Source organism: Novosphingobium sp. FW305-C-30-35, from assembly GCF_058783135.1.
Map to the genome: position 1 here is coordinate 1787970 of NZ_JBYSYJ010000001.1, position 18614 is coordinate 1806583.

15 protein-coding genes are annotated in these 18614 nt (G+C 64.4%); 5 read left to right on the forward strand and 10 right to left on the reverse strand.

Translation table 11 applies throughout. The features are described 5' to 3' along the window. Nucleotides 1–15 precede the first annotated feature (15 nt). Genes AC3WLM_RS08870 through AC3WLM_RS08885 form a run of 4 tightly spaced genes read right to left on the reverse strand, consistent with a single transcriptional unit; the run spans nt 16 to nt 6085 of the window. Nucleotides 16–1212, reverse strand: a complete 1197-nt coding sequence (locus AC3WLM_RS08870) for a CaiB/BaiF CoA transferase family protein (RefSeq protein WP_427463734.1) — start codon at nt 1210–1212, stop codon at nt 16–18. Between the two features lie 2 nt (nt 1213–1214). Beyond that, the gene (locus AC3WLM_RS08875; protein WP_193827415.1) at nt 1215–3101 is read right to left on the reverse strand and encodes a hydantoinase B/oxoprolinase family protein; all 1887 of its coding nucleotides are present in this window, start codon (nt 3099–3101) and stop codon (nt 1215–1217) included. A gap of 13 nt (nt 3102–3114) precedes the next feature. Then, nucleotides 3115–5163: a hydantoinase/oxoprolinase family protein gene (locus tag AC3WLM_RS08880; protein WP_492477156.1), complete on the reverse strand. Its 2049-nt coding sequence runs from the start codon at nt 5161–5163 to the stop codon at nt 3115–3117. A gap of 7 nt (nt 5164–5170) precedes the next feature. Continuing rightward, nucleotides 5171–6085, reverse strand: coding sequence for a hydroxymethylglutaryl-CoA lyase (locus AC3WLM_RS08885; protein WP_492477157.1), 915 nt, complete (start codon nt 6083–6085; stop codon nt 5171–5173). Nucleotides 6086–6340: 255 nt separating this feature from the next. Here AC3WLM_RS08885 and AC3WLM_RS08890 point away from each other — a divergent pair, with 255 nt between their 5' ends. Both AC3WLM_RS08890 and AC3WLM_RS08895 read left to right on the forward strand, forming a co-directional pair. Continuing rightward, entirely contained in the window at nt 6341–8881 is a 2541-nt protein-coding gene (locus tag AC3WLM_RS08890) for a TonB-dependent receptor (RefSeq protein ID WP_492477158.1), read from the forward strand. A gap of 97 nt (nt 8882–8978) precedes the next feature. Further along, on the forward strand, nt 8979–9647 hold the full coding sequence (locus AC3WLM_RS08895; RefSeq protein ID WP_039333097.1) for a GntR family transcriptional regulator: 669 nt from the start codon (nt 8979–8981) through the stop codon (nt 9645–9647). Here AC3WLM_RS08895 and AC3WLM_RS08900 read toward each other — a convergent pair. Continuing rightward, nucleotides 9632–10138 carry a hemerythrin domain-containing protein gene (locus tag AC3WLM_RS08900; protein WP_039333096.1) on the reverse strand — a complete coding sequence of 169 codons (507 nt, stop codon included), beginning with the start codon at nt 10136–10138 and terminating at the stop codon, nt 9632–9634. The two genes, AC3WLM_RS08895 and AC3WLM_RS08900, sit on opposite strands and share 16 nt — an antisense overlap. 97 nt (nt 10139–10235) lie before the next feature. Between AC3WLM_RS08900 and AC3WLM_RS08905 the strand changes: the two genes are divergently transcribed. Next, a complete protein-coding gene (locus AC3WLM_RS08905; protein ID WP_193827419.1) occupies nt 10236–11027 on the forward strand; it encodes a histidine phosphatase family protein in 792 nt (263 codons plus the stop codon). Next, entirely contained in the window at nt 11020–11901 is an 882-nt protein-coding gene (locus AC3WLM_RS08910) for an NAD(P)H-hydrate dehydratase (protein WP_492477159.1), read from the forward strand. The genes AC3WLM_RS08905 and AC3WLM_RS08910 overlap by 8 nt, the downstream gene beginning before the upstream one ends. Here AC3WLM_RS08910 and AC3WLM_RS08915 read toward each other — a convergent pair. The 5 genes from AC3WLM_RS08915 to AC3WLM_RS08935 are packed head-to-tail and all read right to left on the reverse strand — an operon-like array spanning nt 11870 to nt 16925. Beyond that, the gene (locus AC3WLM_RS08915; RefSeq protein WP_039333092.1) at nt 11870–12256 is read right to left on the reverse strand and encodes a (2Fe-2S) ferredoxin domain-containing protein; all 387 of its coding nucleotides are present in this window, start codon (nt 12254–12256) and stop codon (nt 11870–11872) included. The genes AC3WLM_RS08910 and AC3WLM_RS08915 overlap by 32 nt on opposite strands. Then, on the reverse strand, nt 12253–14361 hold the full coding sequence (locus AC3WLM_RS08920; RefSeq protein ID WP_492477160.1) for a S9 family peptidase: 2109 nt from the start codon (nt 14359–14361) through the stop codon (nt 12253–12255). Before AC3WLM_RS08920 ends, AC3WLM_RS08915 begins: the two co-directional genes overlap by 4 nt. Before the next feature lie 58 nt (nt 14362–14419). Continuing rightward, the gene (locus tag AC3WLM_RS08925) at nt 14420–14830 is read right to left on the reverse strand and encodes a DUF2497 domain-containing protein (RefSeq protein WP_039333087.1); all 411 of its coding nucleotides are present in this window, start codon (nt 14828–14830) and stop codon (nt 14420–14422) included. Nucleotides 14831–14871: 41 nt separating this feature from the next. Then, entirely contained in the window at nt 14872–16326 is a 1455-nt protein-coding gene (locus tag AC3WLM_RS08930) for a TolC family outer membrane protein (protein WP_062342365.1), read from the reverse strand. Nucleotides 16327–16331: 5 nt separating this feature from the next. Further along, entirely contained in the window at nt 16332–16925 is a 594-nt protein-coding gene (locus AC3WLM_RS08935; RefSeq protein ID WP_492477161.1) for a protein-L-isoaspartate O-methyltransferase family protein, read from the reverse strand. Between the two features lie 165 nt (nt 16926–17090). Here AC3WLM_RS08935 and AC3WLM_RS08940 point away from each other — a divergent pair, with 165 nt between their 5' ends. After that, nucleotides 17091–18614: a fumarate hydratase gene (locus tag AC3WLM_RS08940; protein WP_369820979.1), complete on the forward strand. Its 1524-nt coding sequence runs from the start codon at nt 17091–17093 to the stop codon at nt 18612–18614.

Genomic DNA, 18614 nt, shown 5'->3' on the forward strand with positions numbered 1-18614 from the left:
CGCCAAGGCAGGGCGTCAGATGACGCCCTGCTCTGCCATCTGCGCCAGTTCGGCTTCGCCAAGCCCAAGCAGTTCGCCGTAGACTTCGGCATTGTGCTGCCCGACCTTTGACGGTGCCGGGCGGCGCACCGATCCGGGTGTGGCGGACAGCTTGGGGAAGCTGGACTGCATCTTGAGCGGACCGAAGCGCTCGGTCTCGACTTCGATGATGGCTTCGCGTGCCTGGAAATGCGGATCGGCAAGCATGTCGGGGGCTCGGTAGACGCGGCCTGCGGGGATCGAATGCTCGATCATCAGCGCGTCGACCTCGTCCACGGTCAGCGTGCGGGTCCACTGGTTGATCAAGTCGTCGAGCTCGTCCTGGTTCTCGCCGCGGGCAAGATGCGTGGCATAGCGCGGATCGTCGCCCAGTTCTGGCCTGCCCATCGCTGTCGCGAGACGCTTCCACAGCGAATCCTTGTTCGCGCCAATCATGAACTCGCCGTCCTTGCACTTGTAGACGTTGGACGGTGCGATGCCCTTGAGGACCGAGCCCGAGCGTTCGCGGATGTAGCCGGTGCGGTCGTACTCCGGGACGAGGCCTTCCATGACCTGCAGGACGGATTCGTAGAGCGCCGCATCGATCACCTGGCCGCGCCCGGTGCGCTCGCGCTCGTGCAGAGCCGCCAGAACGCCCATGCAGCCGTAAGTGGCCGTCAGGGTGTCGCCGATGGAAATGCCCATGCGGCTGGGTGCACGGTCGGGCTCGCCGACGATGTAGCGCCAGCCACCCATTGCCTCGCCGATGCCGCCAAAGCCTGCGCGGTCGGAATAGGGTCCGGTCTGGCCGTATCCCGACATGCGGGCGATGATCAGGCTGGGCTTTTCGGCAAGGAGCACGTCAGGGCCAAGGCCCCACTTCTCCATCGTGCCCGGCTTGAAGTTCTCGATCACCACGTCGGCATGGGCGATCAGTTTCTTCACCAACGCCTGCCCTTCCGGCACGCGCAAGTTGGCGCTGACCGAACGCTTGTTGCGCGCGATCACTTCCCATTGGACCTTCTCCGAACCCTGGCCCCAGTCACGCATCGGATCACCGGTAACGGGTGGTTCGACCTTGATAACGTCGGCGCCCATGTCGCCCAGCAGCTGGCCGCAGAACGGGCCTGCAAGCAGCTGGCCGAGTTCCAGCACGCGAATGTCTCTGAGAGGTCCGGGATTGGTGGTTGTCATGGTCATTCTGCCGCCTCCAGTAGCGGCCATTCGGGTTGGATCGGCGCAGGCAGTCCGGTTTCCGCTTCGCAGTTTGCGCGCAGTACTTCGATGCCCGGACCGTAATTGAACAACGGCAGTTCGCCCCGCTCCTCGCGCAGGCGCGCGCGCAGGGCTTCGGTCTCGGCGAAATTGACCGCACCACGATCATCGGCGACCACGCCATAAGCCCGTGCGCCTTCTACTGTGACCAGCCCCTGCACGATTTCCTTGCCGACAAGGGCGGGATCGCGGGCCAGCGGATCACCCCAGCCGCCGCCGCCCCAAGTGATGAAGTGGAGCATGTCGCCCGCTTCGACTTCGAGATCCTCGACCTTGTTGCCGACGATGGTCTGCGTGCCATCGGGCTTTTCGAGGATCTTGCGCGCCCGCGCGCCCGGTTCGCCGCCGTTCACGCCCCAGGGCGGCACAAACCAGCGGTCGTCGTGGATCGCAATTGTGCCCTTGGAAAGAAAGCGATAGGTCATGCGGATGCCGTTGCCGCCGCGATGGAGGCCTGCGCCGCCCGAATCCGGCTCGCACTCATAGCGCTCGATCACCATCGGGAAATAGCGTTCGAGGAATTCGTTGGGCACGTTGGTGAAGCCGGGCCAGAGCGAGTGACCGTCGGGTCCATCACCCATCGGGCGGCCGGGGATGCCGCCGAAGCCGATCTGGAAGAGCTGGAACCAGTCGCCGTTCTTGCCGGGGCGCTCATCGTTGCCGGCGTAGAACAAGTGTGGTGACGAGGAGAAGCCGGCGGCGTTGAGGAATTCCGGCGTCTTCTGGCCAAGAAGGCCGCCAAGGATATCGAAGATGCGGCCCAGCGCATGGGTGCGGCCCGAGAGCGCGGCCGGGAACTTCGGCTTGAGCAGCGAGCCTTCGGGAATGCGCACGTCGATCAGATCGTAGAACCCGTCGTTGAACAGGATCTGCGGGTCGAAGACCATGATCATGTAGATGCCGAAGAACATCTTGAACATGTTCTCGTTGAGGAAGAAGTTGATCGAAGCGACCGACTGCGGATCGGTGCCTGCGAAATCGAGGATCACCTTCTCACCTTCGCGCCACATCGTGCATTTGATCTTGTAGGGGCCGAAGCCCATGCCATCGTCGCAGATGTAGTCCTCGAAGCTCACCGGCTCCTCGGCAATCGCCATGCCGACAAGCGCCTTCATGGCACGGTGGTTGCGGGCAAGCAGTTCCTGCGTCGCCGAAACGTAGACGTCGTCGCCGAAGCGCTCTGCCATCTCGATCACGCGGCGCGCGGCGACGCGACAGGCAGCGATGAGCGCATTGAGGTCTGCCGCGCACCAGTCAGGCTTGCGGGTCTGGTGCATGACAAGCCGGATCAGATCGGCGTTGTATTCGCCGCGTTTCCAGATCTTCACCGGCGGGATGCGCACGCCTTCCTCGAAGATCGAGCGCGCATTGATCGGCATCGAGCCGACGACCTTGCCACCGATGTCGGACTGGTGACCGAACATTGATGTGTAGGCGATCAGGCGGCCGTCCTTGAACACTGGCAGCAGCACCAGCCAGTCGTTCGAGTGGCTTATCGCCCCGCCTACAGAGTAGGGATCGGACAGGAAGATCATGTCTCCGTCTTCGAGCGTGCCCTCGTAATTTTCGAGGAAGCCGCCAATGAAGGAGCCGAACTGGCCGACGATCATCTTGCCGGTGTGGTCGGCAATCAGCGGGAAGGCATCACCCTGTTCGCGGATGCCCGGAGACATCGCGGTGCGCACGAGCGTTGCGTCCATCTCGATGCGCGCATTGCGCAGGGCGTTCTCGATGATGTCGAGAGTTACCGGGTCGATGGCGACACGTTCGAACGGCTTGTCGTTGGTCTGGACGATGGTTGCAGGCATGGTTCGCGCCTCCTCAGGCCAGATTGATCAGGATATTGCCGACGTGGTCGACGGTGCCGATGCAGCCGCTTTCGATCAGGGTCGTGGAATCCATTTCGCAGACGATGGCCGGGCCGGGGATCACGTCTCCGGCGCGCAACTTGGCGCGATCATAGATCACGGCGGCCTGCTCTCGCCCGTCCATCCACAAGGTGTGGTCACGCATTCTGGCGGCGATGGGGTTGCCGTCACCCTTCTCGAGTTCGGCGGCTGGCAGGTCGAGAGCGCGACCCATGGCCACGGCGCGCAGGTTCACGATCTCGTGCGGGGTGTCCATGTTGAAGGTGAACAGGCGCTTGTGCTCGGCATCGAAGCGGGCGAGGATTCCGGCGATGCCATCGGTGGTCAGCACATCGGGAGTAATCGTCAGCGGCACTTCGAAGGCTTGCCCGGCATAGCGCACGTCCACTTCGAAAGCCGTGCTGATCTCGTCTTCGGGCACGCCATCGGCAAGCAGTTCGGCGCGGGTCTGGGCGGCCATTTCTTCAAGGATGGCAATGAGGTCTGCCGCTTCGGTCTGGCTGGCGAGACGGCTGAACGAGCGCGCGGTTTCGGTGCGCATCCGCGTCGTCGCATCGCCAAGGGCGCAGAGCACGCCGGGGCTGACCGGCGAGATCGCGGGCCAGCTGCCCATCAGGCGGGCCACGGCATTGACGTGGAGCGGGCCTGCGCCGCCGAAGCCCATCAGCGCAAAGTCGCGCGGGTCATACCCCTGCTGCACCGAGATCATGCGCAGCGCGCCGAACATGTTCTCGTTGACGATGTCGATGATCCCTCGCGCAGCCGCCATCAGGTCGATGCCGAGGGCGTCGGCAATGGTCTGCACCGCCTTCTTCGCGCCTTCGCGGTCAAGATTGAACGTGCCGCCGAGGAGGTTCTCGGGAAGGTAGCCGAGCACGACGTTTGCATCGGTCACCGTGGGCAGGGTGCCGCCTTTTCCATAGGCGACCGGCCCCGGCACGGCTCCTGCGCTCTGCGGCCCGACCCGAAGGGCTCTTGTCAGCTCAGGAACATAGGCAATCGAACCGCCGCCTGCGCCCACGGTCTTCACGTCCAGCGCCGAGGCGCGGACCGAGAGATGGCCGACTTCGGTGGTGCGCTGGCGGCGGGCTTCGAGATTTTCTATAAGGGCAACGTCGGTGCTGGTGCCGCCGACGTCGAGGGTCAGGATATTCCTGATCCCGGCATTGCGGCCGACCCAGATCGCGCCCGTCACGCCACCGGCAGGGCCGGACATCAGGATGTTGACCGGATGCTCTTCGGCCTTCTGTGCGCTCATCAGACCGCCGTCCGAGCGCAGCAGCGAGAGCTTGCCGTTCATCCCCGCCTCGGCAAGGCGCGAGCGCAGGTTGGAGACATACTTGCCGACGACCGGGCGCACCGCCGCGTTGGCCACTGTCGTCAGGGTGCGCTCGTACTCCTGCATTTCGGGCAGGACTTCGTGGCTCAGCGAGACCGGCACGCCCGGGATGATCTCTGCCGCCAGTTCACCCACGCGCTTCTCGTGCGCGCCATTGGTGTAGGCGTTGATCAGGCTCACGGTGATCGCTTCGACGCCATTGTCCCTGAGCACGCCCAGTTGCGCGCGGATGTCGGCATCGTCGATCGGGCGGATTTCCGAGCCTTCGGCGCTCATGCGGCCCTTGATCGTGACGGTATCCTCGAGCGCTGCCAGCGGCTGGGGCTTGGGCCAGACGATCCAGCCAGCCAGCCCGCCCGGCACGAAGCTGCGCGCGATCTGCATGATGTGGCGATAGCCCTCCGTCGTGACCAGGCCGACGCGCGAACCCTTGCCTTCGAGCACGGCATTGGTCGCGACCGTGGTGCCATGGAGGAAGAATTCGACGTCTCCAGGCGTTATGCCGGCCTTGTTGCAGATTGCGGTGACGCCATTGAGGATGCCCTCCGAGCTGTCGTGCGGGGTCGATGGCGTCTTGTGGCGCCAGAACGCGCTCGACGAGGTGTCAAACAGCAGGAGGTCGGTGAAAGTGCCGCCGACGTCCACGCCAAGGCGATAGCCCATTGCTCGATTACTCCTGAACGATCTTGGGGAAACGCGGGGCCTTGGCCACCATTGAAGGAAGTTCGCGGGCCATTACGCCGGAGAGCCAGCGATTGGCTTCGATCAACTGAGACAGGTCCATGCCGGTCTCCACGCCCGCGCGGTGGAGCATGTAGACGACATCTTCGCTCGACACGTTGCCTGCGGCTCCGGGCGCGAAGGGACAGCCGCCGAGGCCACCCAGCGCCGCGTCGACCACTGTCGCCCCAGCCTCGACCGCAGCCCAGACATTGGCGATGCCGGTGCCTCTGGTGTTGTGGAAATGTACTCGGACCGGCAACGGCGACACTGCTGCGACCACACGGCGGACAAGGCGCGAGACGTGGGCAGGGTCGGCAACGCCGATGGTGTCGGCAAGCGCGACCTCGACAGGTTCTGCCTCGGCCAGCTCCGCCGCCATGGCGACGACGCGATCCTCTGACACCTCGCCCTCGAACGGGCAGCCGAATGATGCGCCGATGGTCGCCTGGCCCTTCAGGCCTGCGCCCTTCGCCATGGCAACGATGGCCTTTGCAGCGGCAACTGACTCGTCGCTGGTCTGGCCCTGGTTGGCGATGGCAAAGCCGTCGGTAGCAACGCAAACCGCACCAAGTTCATGCAGGCGCCCGGTGGCAATGGCGCGCTCGGCACCCCTGGCGTTGAGGACGAGGCCGATGAAGCTGACGTCGCCCGTTAGCGGGAGGCCAGCGCAGACCTCTTCCGCGTCGGCCATCTGAGGCACGCGCTTGGGATTGACGAAGCTCGTCACCTCGATGCGGCGCGCGCCCGCGGCAATGCTGCGCCGGATCAGTTCGAGCTTGTGCGCCGTGGACACGATCGCCTTCTCGTTCTGCAGCCCGTCGCGCGGGCCGACTTCGACGAACGAAATCGCGCGCGCGGTCATGCGGCTTCTCCGCAAGTGGGGTTGGGCATGCAGAAGGTCATCAATCTAGGTCTCTCTTCGTATGCAATATCACTGTGCGGTCATTGCAGGAGGTGCCGAAACCTGCCCGTAGGTGCAGGTTCGCTAGCACCTTGACCGATCAAGTTTGTATACAATAAGCTGCCTTCCCGGAAAGCGAGCGTCAAGAGGGGGGCGAAAGCCCGTGCGCTCGCAGCATCGATAGCGTCGCGACCGAACCAACAGGGAGGTTTGAGAATGCGTGCCACCCGTCTCCTATTGAACACCGCAGTGCTTGGCCTGATCGCCAGCGCAGCCCCGTCCTTCGCCCAGGAAGCGCCACAGGATGCCGCGCAAGCGGCTGACGACGGTGAGAGCATCATTGTCACGGCCCGCCGCCAGAACGAGCGCCTGCAGGACGTACCGGCGTCGGTATCGGTCCTGACGGCCACTGCGCTGCAGAACACCGGGGCGGTCAAGGCAGAGGACTTCACCCAGCTTACGCCCGGCGTGACGATCGTGACAGGCACGGCTGAGGCCGGCGACACGCAGATCAACATTCGCGGGATCAACGGTGCGCGCGATGCTGAAAGTTCGGTCGCGCTGGTGGTCGACGGCATCCTCAAGACCAACACCGCGCAGCTCAACCAGCCGCAGGGCACATTGTCGCAGGTCGAAGTGCTGAAGGGACCGCAGGGCGCGCTTTACGGCCGCAACGCCGCGGCAGGTGCGATCGTGCTGCAGACCCTCAAGCCCACCGACACCCTGACGGGCGGCCTGCGCGCCTCCTATGCGAACGAAGCGACTTACGAAGCCACTGCACACATTGCCGGGCCGCTGGGCGAAAACGTCGGCTTTGTAGCCTCGGGCTATTACTTCACCACCGACGGATGGTGGCGCAACAAGTTCCTGAGCAACTCCAAGACCGTTGACGACAAGGAAAACTGGGCGCTCGACGGCCGGGTGATGATCGGCAAGGGCACCGCGACCCAACTTGACGTCAAGGCGCGCTATGCCGAGTTCCACGGCGCATCGCTGCCGTTCAACGCTTCGTTCCACCTGCCCCAATTCGGTGCGGTGAACCGTGCGTTCTACGAGGACGTGAACAAGCACCAGTTCAACTTCTACAACAACATCCGCGCCACCAACGACCAGAAGAGCTTCGATGCTTCGATCAAGCTCGACCAGGACTTCGGCAACGGCATGAAGCTGGTGGCCTGGGCGCTCTACTCCGACGTCAAGCAGGACCTTGTCGCCGATGGCACTTCGGCCGATTTCGCGCGCTACATCACCAACACCGACCCTCGCGTAGCCAGCACTGTCGCCAAGTGCTTCTCAAGCACGGCGGCGCTCACCGGTTACCCGGTCAACCAGCCTGGCGGGATCGGCGCTATCCCCGTGCCGTTCCTGTTTGCCCCGGCCAACGGTTCGACCTTTGGCCCCTACAGCCCGACGACCTGCGACGGCATCCAGTACCAGCTGCGCAACCAGAAGGATTTCAGCACTGAGATCCGGCTGCTGTCGAACACCGATGGCGCGCTGACCTGGCAACTCGGGGCCTACTACCTGCACATCGATCGCAAGACCGGCGTCAGTCTTGGTGGCGATACCGGGCAGGGCGTGATCAAGCAGCTCTACAACGCGCCGGACACCACGAACCCGACCTCGCTGCTCTTGGCCGACAAGTTCCGCACCAACGTCTACGCGGCGTTCGGTTCAGCCGAGTGGAAGCCTTCGGAGGTGTTCACCGGTGGCATCGCGCTGCGCTATGACATCGAGGATCGCGCCGCCAATTCGCTCGTCCCGAATGTGACGGATCCGTTCACCGGTGGCCCCATCAATCCGGGCCTCGCCTTCGGTGCCTTCACGCCGCAAAACGCCACGTTCAAGCAGCTTCAGCCCAAGGTGACGTTGAGCTTCCACCCCAGCAACCAGCTGAATCTCTATGCCAACTGGGGCATCGGCTTCAAATCGGGGGGCTTCAACAACCAGGGCTCTTCGGCCGTGGTCAACACCCGCTTCAACAACGGCGTCACGCCGGGCACGATCAACGCGGGCGTCACCATCAATGACCAGTACCGCAAGGAACGCTCCAGCGCGTTCGAGGCGGGCGTGAAGGGCGAGCTGTTCGACGGCCGCATCACCTACGATCTTGCCGGCTACTACACCCGCGTTACCGATATGCAGTTCTTCGAATTCTTCGTCGGCGACTTCGGCCTGCTCCGCGTTGTCTCGAACATCGATCGCGTCGACATCAAGGGTGCCGAGATCAACCTGACCGGCAAGGTGGTCGATGGCTGGAAGGTGTTCGGCTCGTTCAACGTCACCGATAGCGAGATCAAGAAGAACCGCTCGCGCCCCTACACCGTCGGCAACAAGTCGCCCTATACAGCCGACTGGACGCTCAACCTCGGTTCCGAAATCACCGCGCCGTTGACCGACAACGCCAAGCTGCTGTTCCGTGCCGACTATCGCGTGACCGGCCCGACGTGGTTCCATTCGGTGCAGGATCAGGAGCGCCCGACCATCTTCTCAGGGCTGCTGCCGATCTCGCAGCTGAACTTCCTGCCCCCTTCGTTCGGCAACGCACGCTACGACGTTGCCAAGCGCGATGCTTTCGGCGTGCTCAACCTGCGCGCGGGGATCACCACGCCGAACTACCGGATCGCGGTGTTCGCGGACAATCTGCTCGACCGCAAGTACATCGCCGAGGCGATCCCGGCGATCGAGTTCGGGGGTTCCTTCATCTCGCCGGGCGCGCGCCGCCTGATAGGGGTTGAAGTGGGCGCATCGTTCTGATGAGGGCTTCAGGATAAATCCGGCGGGGAGCGGGTTCTGCCTGCTCCCCCTGAAGATACAGGCCCGGCGATACAGGCCCGGGAATACAGGAGCGTACGTGTCCAAAGCCTCGCAGGAAGCCTATCGCAAGATCCGCGCAGGGATCCTGTCAGGGCACTTCCCTGCCGGACAGTTCGTGCCCGAGGACGAATTCGCGCAGTACTGCGGATTGTCCCGCACCCCGGTGCGCGAGGCTATCGCGGAACTGGTGGCCGAGATGCTGTTGCAGCGCTCGGGCACCAATCGCGTGTTCGTGCCGGTCTGGTCGGACGAGGACGAGGAAGAGCTCTTCACCTTGCGCGCAATGCTCGAAAGTCATTGCGCCACCCGCGCCGCGCGGCTCATTACCGACGAACAGATCGCCGAGCTCAAGGTCCATTGTGATTTCATCGACGACGCGATCTCGGCCCCCGACGGTCCGGACGTCTCCGGATTTGTCGAGGGCAACCGCCATTTCCACGCCGTCATCCTCGCGGCTGCGCAATCGGACCGGCTGGCCCAGCTGATGAAGTTCGTCGTCAGCCAGATCGTCGTGCACCGCACGGCGGAACAGTACAGCCGGGCGGACATGGAGCAGAGCCAGCGCGACCATCGTGACCTCGTCAGCGCATTCGAGATGCGTGACGAGGACTGGGCGGGCGCAGTGGCAAACACGCATATCCGGCGCGCGGCCAACGCCTACCGCACGATGCGGCAGGGCAGCGAGGCAGCTCAGGCCGAGGCTTGAAGCACCCGCAATTCGGCCTCGGGCAGGACTTCGGTCTTTGCCTGGGCCATCAGTTCCTGCTTGCGCGCCAGCATCGCATCTCGCAGCGCGACCATGTCGAGGCCGGCTTCGCGTGCCTGCGAGAACATGCCTTCCGAGCGTGCTTCTTCCTCGTGGACATGGTGCTTGATCTCTTCGCTGAGCACCTTGACCTTGGCCTCGAAGAACTCGTCCTCCGGCGAAGTCACCATGATATCGTTGATCAGCAGCTTTGCAGCATCATGCTCGACATACGCCTCGGTATAGGTCTCTTCCTCGATCTTGCCCTTGAGGGCGGGGTAGAAGATCTCTTCCTCGATGATCGTGTGGATCTTCAGCTCGTTGCAGATCTGCAGAGCCAGCGCCTGCTTGCGGTCCGAGCGGGCGCTTTCGAACTTCTCGAACAGCGCCTCGACATTGCGGTGGTCGGCCTTGAGCAGGGCAATGGCATCGGTGAACTTCGCTTGAGCCATGGGTCTAAGTCCTTGAAAATGAGTCGGTTGATCGCTCAATCCCTCAAGGGCGGCGAATGTTCCGGAACCAACCTGTGCGCCTCGCGCTTGGCTTTTCATGACTGGACTTCGCACGCTGCCGCAACCGCACGAACGCTGGCCCGAGGTGCTGTGGCTGATCCGTCACGGCCAGAGCGCAGGCAACGTCGCGCGCGATGCCGCGGACGCTGCGGGCGACCTGCGCATTGCGCTCGACCATCGCGATGTCGATGTGCCGCTTTCCGCGCTCGGCTGCGAACAAGCCCGCGCCCTCGGGCACTGGTTCGCCAGTGGGGAAGAAGGTGCGCGGCCGGAGGTCATCCTGGCCAGCCCCTATGTCCGCGCCGTGCAAACGGCGGAGGTCTTTCGCGAGGCAGGGGGCTGTGATCCAGACTTGCGCATCTGCATCGACGAACGCCTGCGGGAAAAGGAGTTCGGCATCCTCGACGGGCTGACGACGCTTGGCATCCACCATTACCAGCCAGATCAGGCCGAGTTCCGCCGCGTGCTGGGCAAGTTCTACCACCGCCCTCCCGGGGGCGAGAGCTGGGTCGACGTGATCTTCCGCCTGCGCGCGCTGCTCGACACGGTCTCGCTGCACTACGCCGGCAAGCGCGTGATGATCGTCGCGCATCAGGTTGTCGTGCTGTGCATGCGCTACATCGTCGAGCATCTCTCCGAAGCGGAGATCCTTGCCATCGACAAGGCCGGCGACATCGCCAACTGCGCGATCACGCAATACCGGCTTGACCGTTCCGGCAAGGGCGACGGCGAACTCGTGCTCGAGCATTACAATATGGTCGCGCCGATGGTCCGCGAAGGTACTGAACCGACCCGCGAGCCCGACCGCATGGTGGCGGCCCGTGGCTGAAGCGCGAACTCTCGACGGCGCGTGGTTGCGCCAGCATCCGTTGCCGCAGCCGCACGAGGAAAGCGACAAGAACGCGCGCGGTCGCGTGCTCGTTGTCGGCGGTTGCACCATGGTTCCGGGCGGGGTGCGCCTCACCGCCGAGGCCGCCCTGCGCGCTGGTGCGGGCAAGGTGCGCATCGCGACAGTCGAATCGACCGCGATAATGATCGGCATAGTGATGCCGGAAGTGGCCGTCCTGCCGCTGGCACCCGATCCCAAGGGCGAGATCGACGCCACCCGCACGAGTTTGGAACGAGAAGTGGACAAGAGCGATTGCCTGGTTCTAGGCCCCGCGATGAGCTGTGCGGAACAGGCCTCGGCGTTGGTCGGCAAGCTGATGCAGGCCGTGGATGAAACGCCACTGGTGCTCGACGCCGCAGCGCTCATGGCGATCTGCGATCATGCAGGGCGCTTGCGCGAGCGACGCTTACCGGCTGTCCTGACCCCCCACATCGGCGAGATTGCCGCGCTGCTCGGCGATGATGCCGACGCGATCGAGCAGGACCGCGCCGCCGCCGTGCGCCGTTGTGCCGAACGCTTCGGGTCCGTCGTCGTCCTGAAAGGTGCAGTCAGTCTGGTTGCGGCTCCTACAGGCGAGCTGTTCAGCTATAGCGGCGGCAACGTCGGATTGGCCACTGGCGGATCGGGCGACGTCATGGCGGGAATTGCCGCAGCCCTGCTGGCACGCGGAGCAGCGCCGCTTCAGGCAGCCTTGTGGTCCGTCTGGCTGCATGGCGAGGCCGGGCGCCGTTGTGCCGAAGCGATCGGCCCGCTGGGCTATCTTGCCAGTGAGCTTCTCGGTTTCATTCCGCGGGTGATGGAACGGGCTGCCTGAGCCGGTAGTCCTCGACCGGAACGCCGCCGATCACATGCTCCTGGATGATCCGCTCCAGCACGGGCGGTGTGCAGGAATGGTACCAGACATTGTCGGGATAGACGACTGCGACCGGCCCGACCATGCACACCCGCAGACAACCGACCTTGTTGCGCAGCACCCCTTGCGCCCCGCCGAGCTTCAGCTCGCCAAGGCGCTTCTTGAGGTAATTCCACGCCTCGTCTCCTACGTCGCGCGGGGCGCACTTGTCCTTTTCCGGCCCGGCGCAGAGCAGGATGTGGCGCTGCGGATTGAACCCGCCGAGCTTTTCCAGGGCTATTTCAGCCAGAGCAATTTCAGCGGAATCGGGCGTCATTCGGCCTTGCCGTCCTTTTTCAACCAGCGGTTGAGCCAGTTGAACGAGGTCTGGTGCCACTGCAACGAGTTCTTGGGCTTGAGCACCCAGTGGTTCTCGTCCGGGAAGACCAGCAGTTCGGAAGGGACGCCGCGACGCTGCAGCGCCGTAAATGCGGCCAGGCCTTGCGTATAGGGAATGCGGAAGTCCTTCTCGCCCGTGATCACCAGCATCGGCGTCTTCCACTTGGCGACGTGGTTGACCGGGTTCCACTTCTCGAACTCTTGCGGAGCCTCGTAATAGGGGTGCCCGCCGTGCTCCCACTCGTCGAACCACAGCTCTTCGGTCTCGTAGGCCATGGCGCGGGCATCGAACACACCGTCATGCTGCACGAGGCACTTGAAGCGGTCCGGCCATACGCCGGCGATCCAGTTCATCATATAGCCGCCATAGGAAGCACCTGCCGCGCACGCATTGTTGCCGTCGATCTGCCCATCGAGCGCGATAGCAGCGGCAAAGCCCTTCTGCAGGTCTTCCAGTGGCTTGCCGCCCCACTGGCGGTTGATGGCGTCGGTAAAGGCCTGGCCATATCCGGTGGAACCGTGGAAATCGACCGAGACGATGGCGTAACCCTGGCTCGCCCAGACGCGCGGATTCCAGCGGTTGGACCAGCTATCGTTGTACGACCCCTGCGGCCCGCCGTGGACGAACAGGACCGACGGCATCCTGCCCTTGATCCAGCTCGGCTTGGTGATCTGGCCCCAGACCGTATCGCCATCCGCGCCCTTGAAGCTGAACCGCTGCGTGACGACCGGCGCGTGCTGGGCCAGCGCCGAAGTGGCAACGTCGGTCAGCCGCATTCCGGCCTTGCCCGGCTTGCCGATAAACAGTTCGGCCGGAGCATCGATCGAATCGCGGGTATAGACCAGGCGGCCGTCCTTGAGGGGCACGACATTGCCGATGTGCCCTTCGCGGCCAGGGTTGAGGACGAGGCGGGTGACCTTGCCGTTTAGCGGATCGATGCGGAACGCGGGCGTATCAAGGACATCCTCTGCCGTCGCGATGAGGGCCTTGCTGTCCGGCGTCCACGTCAGCGAGGCGACCGAGCGATCCCAGCCGCCGGTCAGTTCGCGTTTCTCGCCGGTCTGCAGGTTGATGAGGTGGACGACCAGACGGTCCGCCTCGTAACCGGGGCGCGCCATTGCGGCATAGGCCAGCCACTTGCCATCGGGCGAGGGGGCGGGGGTGTTGTCGGTGGCCTTGTTGGCTTCCGTGAGGTTCTTGGGGGCCGTGCCGTCCAGGCTGGATTGCCAGATGTCGAGATTGGTCGAAGTCGGCTCGTTGCGGTCTGCCTGCCGCGCGACGAAGAACAGCGATTGCGAATCCGCGGCCCAGGCGACGTCTTCGCCGCCGCCGAAGGGCTTGCCCGGGCTGTCGCCGGTGAGCGTCCCGACGGGGCCATCGGCAGCCTTGCCATCGCCGACGACCTTGCCATCGGCGCCGAGATCGAAGGCAAAGACCCGGCTGTAGTTGCCGGGCGTTTCCCACGCGTCCCAGTGGCGCACGAAGCCCGCACCGTCCTTGTAATGACGGCCTGTGCCAGGTCCTGGGAGGGCGGTGTTGCCGTCGCTGTCGCAGCCGAAGGTCGGGCAATCGCGTGCGATATCGCCCCACACGGCGATGCGTTTGCCATCGGGAGACAATTCGAACCCGGATACCTCTGCCTTGAAGGCAGTGACCTGGGTCGTCACGCCCGAGGCGACGTCCACTTTCCAGACCTGCGTCGTCTCGGCTTCACCGACCTTGCGGTCTGAAAGGTAGTAGAGGGCGCCGTCGGCGGCGAAGGCAGGATCGCTGGCGCTGCCGCCGGGGTCGACGCGGCGCGGCTGGCCCCTGCCGTCGGCACTGCGCACCCACAATGTCGGCGTGCGTTTGTAACTGCCCGGATCGGTGGTGGTGACGATATAGGCCACTGTCTTGCCGTCGGGCGAAACCGCCGTGCCGCCAAGGCGGCTGAGCGTCACCAGATCCTGCGGGGAGAACGGCGCCCCCTGCTGGGCGGAAGCGGGTGCGGCATAGACGACAGCAAGCGGAGCGACCGCCAGCAACAGCGAGTTGGTTTTCATGGAAACCGGATTAGCGCCGTAAGCCTACGGCGCAAACCGCAAAATCAGCCGCGCCTGATTACCCGCGCTTACCCGCGATGCGCGCGATTTCAGCCGCGACCATCTTTTCGACCATGGCGGGCAGGTTCCTGTCGAGCCATTCGGCCAGCATCGGCTTGAGCAGTTCGCGCACCAGCCCTTCGAGCGAGGTCTCGCCCGAGCGCACGATCTGTGGCGCAACACCCGGCTGCGCCAGCATCGAAAGCGCCGCCAGCGATTCGCGCATCGAGGCGGCTGCCGCGTCGGCGATCAGGCCGCCTGCAGGCTCGGCCTCGTCCTCCTCGGCAGGGTCGGTCAGTTCGAGCACGTCCGGGCGCGGGGCGGGCTTGGGCTGCAGGCGCGCCTGCGCCTCGGCCTTGTTGTCGCGCGCGATCACTTTCTTGATCGATTCGAGGATTTCCTCGACGGACGGTTCACCGGCCTGACGCATCGCAACTTTTACCCCCAAATGCCCCTGCTGCACCGATTCTCTCAAGGAAGCGGCGTTTGCGGAATTGTCGCATCCTGCGCGGGCGTGTCAACGGTGCGCGTCGACACCGCCGCAGGCTTGGGATCGCGGTCCCAGTCCCAGAAGCGCCCCTTCACGCGGTCATAGTTGATCTGCGGATCATACAGCGCGCCGCCATCGAGGCCGAGGTCATTGGCATCGGCCTTGCCCATTGCCGACAGCAGGTTGAACCCGGCGACATAGGCATTGCGCCGCGCGGCCACGAGTTGCACCTGCGCGCGCAGCAGTTCCTGCTCGGCATCGAGGATGTTGAGGATAGTGCGATTGCCGACGGTGTTCTCGGCACGGACGCCCTCGAGGCTCAGCGCCGCAGCATCGACTGCGGTCTGGTTCATCGCGATGATCTCGTTGGCGGCAAGCCAGGAAGCGTAGGCCGAGCGAACGGTGGCGATGACCTCGCGCTCGACGCCGATTTCCTGCTCGAGCGTGGCAGTTTCACGCGCCTGCGCCTGACGGGTCTGCGCGGCAGGTCCGCCGCCCTGATAGAGCGGAATCGAGACGCTGACACCGGCCTGGGCGGTGGTGTTCGCCTGCTGCAAGGTCTGGCTCGAACCCTGGAAAGTCCCCTTGAAGGCCTGACGGCTGCCGTTCGTGGAGAGCGATACCGTGGGCAGCTTTGCCGCGTCGGCAACCTTCACGTCAAAGGCAGCGGCCTTGCTCCGCTCGCGCGCGGCCATGAGATCGGGATTGTTTTCGAGTGCGAAGTCGACGGCATCATCCGGATTGGCAGGAAGGCCGGGCAGCGGCGGCGGAGGCTGCAGATCGGTTGGCGCCTTGCCGACAACCTGAATATACCGCTCACGGCTGGCGATCAGGTTGGCCTGTGCGGTGCGCAGATCGCCACGGGCGAGAGCGAGGCGCGAGTTGGACTGGGCAACGTCCGTGCGGGTCACGTCGCCGATCTCGAAGCGGTCGCTGGTGGCCTTGAGGTTCACTTCCAGAACCTCGACGTTGCTCTTGTTGAGCCCGACGATCGCGGAATCCCGGATCACGTCCATGTAGGCCGCCACGACTTGCGAGAACACGCCCGACTCGGTGGCGCGGAGGTCTTCCTGCCCGGCTTCGACGCGCGTCTTGGCGGCACGGATCGAATTCTTGACCGATCCGCCGGAATAGACTGGCACCCCGAGGCTCAGGTCGACGCTGTTCGACCAGTCCGTGATCAGGAACGAATTGGGGTTGGCGCGCAGCACTTTCGTGTAGCTGGCCTGCCCCTGCAAGCTTGGCAAGCCGCGGGCGCGGGCCAGTGGCACGCCTTCGTCGGTCGCCCGCTGCGTCGCGCGTGCGGCCTGAAGCGTGGGATTGGTGTTGTAGGCGCTGGTCAACGCCTCGCGCAGGTCATCGGCCAGAGCGGGAGTAACAGCGAGGCTTGCGGCGCTGGCCGCCAGAATGAGGCGTAGCGCCTTGCCGGTGGCCATGGGGCTCAGAAGCTCCACGTCTTCGGTGCGGCAAACTCTGCCAGAACGGCGAAATCGGCCTCGGCAAGCGGGGTGGCGACCACCTTGCCCAAGGCCTTGCGAGCCATGGCGAGGCGGGTGACGCCACGATCCGCGATGCCGGTGACGATCCGGCCATCCTCGGCCAGCAGGTCAGCGAGCGAGTCCGGCAGCACTTCGGCGGCGCCATCGATCAGGATCAGCGAATACGGCCCGCCCTGAGCCGACGCCAGCGATTCGGCGCGGGTCACGCTGTCGGCAAGCTGCGCGGCCAGGGCCGCGAGGTAGCCGTTCGGAGAGATCACGAGGACGTTATCCTCGCGCCCGGTCTGCGCCGCTTCGAGCATCTGGCCGTAAGTCAGCGCCGGGGAGAGCGAGCGACCACCCCCGAGTGGAACCGCCCGGTCGATGTAGGCAACCGCGCGTCGTTCCGCAGGGACGAAGTCCTCGCGCGGCACGGCGTTGAAAGCATTGAGGATTGCCGGCGAATTGACGCCGCTCACGCGAAGCTGGCTATCGATCATCGCACGACGGGCAACCAGCATTTCATCCGCTGCCGGGCGATCTTCAACCACGGTCATTCGAAACCCTCATATTCGCTAGGGGCTTCCACCCGCACCCGGGGAAGCCTGAATGTTGCCAAGTGCCTGTAGATTATCGATCTGCTGTTTCCAAGGGATTTGCTTGTCGCAAATTGCCGCGTAATGCGCCCCACGAAACCAAGGCCTCTGGAGGGAGTCGGCAACATGGCAGAAATGGTCACGATCCGGGAAGCGGACCTTATCGAGAGCGTCGCAGACGCTCTGCAGTACATCAGCTACTTCCACCCGATGGACTACATCCGCGCGCTGGGCGAGGCCTACAAGGCCGAACAGGGCCCGGCGGCCAAGGACGCGATTGCGCAGATCCTCACCAACAGCCGCATGTGCGCCGAGGGCCACCGGCCGATCTGCCAGGATACCGGCATCGTCAACGTCTTCATCGAATGGGGGCAGGACTGCCGCCTCGAATCCGACATGAGCCTGCAGGACGTGGTCGATGAAGGCGTGCGCCGCGCCTACAACAACCCCGACAACAAGCTGCGCGCCTCGGTGCTGGCAGACCCCGCCTTCACCCGCCGCAACACCCGCGACAACACGCCCTGCGTGCTCCACGTCGAGATGGTCAAGGGCAACAAGGTCACGGTCGACGTCGCGGCCAAGGGCGGCGGCTCGGAAAACAAGTCGAAGTTCAAGATGATGAACCCGAGCGAGAACATCGTCGACTGGGTGATCGAGATGCTGCCGCAGATGGGTGCCGGCTGGTGCCCGCCCGGCATGCTCGGCATCGGCATCGGCGGCACGGCAGAACATTGCGTGCTGCTCGCCAAGAAGGCGCTGATGGAGCCGATCGACATGGCCCAGCTCAAGGAGCGCGGCCCGCAGACCGATATCGAGCGCATGCGCATCGAGATCTTCGACAAGGTCAACGCGCTCGGCATCGGCGCGCAGGGGCTGGGCGGTCTTTCGACGATCCTCGATGTCAAGATCATGGACGCGCCGTGCCATGCTGCGGGCAAGCCGGTGGCGATGATTCCCAACTGCGCCGCCACCCGCCACGCCCACTTCACGCTCGACGGTTCGGGTCCGAGCTATCTTGAACGTCCGAAGCTCGACGAATGGCCCCAGGTCCACTGGGCGCCGGATTCGGCGGCCAAGCGCGTCAATCTCGATACCCTGACCCAGGCCGAAGTCGAAGGCTGGAAGGCGGGCGATCGCCTGCTGCTGAACGGCAAGATGCTGACCGGTCGCGATGCCGCGCACAAGCGCATCAAGGACATGCTGGCCAAGGGTGAGGAACTGCCGGTCGATTTCAAGGGCCGCGTGATCTACTATGTCGGCCCGGTCGATCCGGTGCGCGATGAAGTCGTCGGCCCGGCTGGCCCGACCACTGCCACGCGGATGGACAGCTTCTCGGACACCATGCTCGACCTCGGCCTGCTGGCAAGCGTCGGCAAGGCCGAGCGCGGCCCCGCTGCCACCAAGTCGATCGCCAACCACAAGAGTGCCTATCTGATGGCTGTGGGCGGCGCGGCCTATCTTGTCGCGCGCGCGATCAAGGAAGCCAGGGTGGTCGGGTTCGAGGACCTCGGCATGGAAGCGATCTACGAATTCACCGTCGAGGACATGCCGGTCACCGTTGCGGTCGACAGTTCGGGTGAAAACGTTCACCAGGCCGCACCGCTGGTGTGGAAGAAGAAGATCGCGGACGAAGGCCTGTTGCCTGTTTGA

What these genes read in the sequence shown, in the direction of transcription:
- AC3WLM_RS08870 (WP_427463734.1), bottom strand. Translation starts at nt 1,212, where the DNA reads ATGACAACCACCAATCCCGGACCTCTCAGAGACATTCGCGTGCTGGAA.
- AC3WLM_RS08875 (WP_193827415.1), bottom strand. Translation starts at nt 3,101, where the DNA reads ATGCCTGCAACCATCGTCCAGACCAACGACAAGCCGTTCGAACGTGTC.
- AC3WLM_RS08880 (WP_492477156.1), bottom strand. Translation starts at nt 5,163, where the DNA reads ATGGGCTATCGCCTTGGCGTGGACGTCGGCGGCACTTTCACCGACCTC.
- AC3WLM_RS08885 (WP_492477157.1), bottom strand. Translation starts at nt 6,085, where the DNA reads ATGACCGCGCGCGCGATTTCGTTCGTCGAAGTCGGCCCGCGCGACGGG.
- AC3WLM_RS08890 (WP_492477158.1), top strand. Translation starts at nt 6,341, where the DNA reads ATGCGTGCCACCCGTCTCCTATTGAACACCGCAGTGCTTGGCCTGATC.
- AC3WLM_RS08900 (WP_039333096.1), bottom strand. Translation starts at nt 10,138, where the DNA reads ATGGCTCAAGCGAAGTTCACCGATGCCATTGCCCTGCTCAAGGCCGAC.
- AC3WLM_RS08905 (WP_193827419.1), top strand. Translation starts at nt 10,236, where the DNA reads ATGACTGGACTTCGCACGCTGCCGCAACCGCACGAACGCTGGCCCGAG.
- AC3WLM_RS08915 (WP_039333092.1), bottom strand. Translation starts at nt 12,256, where the DNA reads ATGACGCCCGATTCCGCTGAAATTGCTCTGGCTGAAATAGCCCTGGAA.
- AC3WLM_RS08920 (WP_492477160.1), bottom strand. Translation starts at nt 14,361, where the DNA reads ATGAAAACCAACTCGCTGTTGCTGGCGGTCGCTCCGCTTGCTGTCGTC.
- AC3WLM_RS08925 (WP_039333087.1), bottom strand. Translation starts at nt 14,830, where the DNA reads ATGCGTCAGGCCGGTGAACCGTCCGTCGAGGAAATCCTCGAATCGATC.
- AC3WLM_RS08930 (WP_062342365.1), bottom strand. Translation starts at nt 16,326, where the DNA reads ATGGCCACCGGCAAGGCGCTACGCCTCATTCTGGCGGCCAGCGCCGCA.
- AC3WLM_RS08935 (WP_492477161.1), bottom strand. Translation starts at nt 16,925, where the DNA reads ATGACCGTGGTTGAAGATCGCCCGGCAGCGGATGAAATGCTGGTTGCC.
- AC3WLM_RS08940 (WP_369820979.1), top strand. Translation starts at nt 17,091, where the DNA reads ATGGCAGAAATGGTCACGATCCGGGAAGCGGACCTTATCGAGAGCGTC.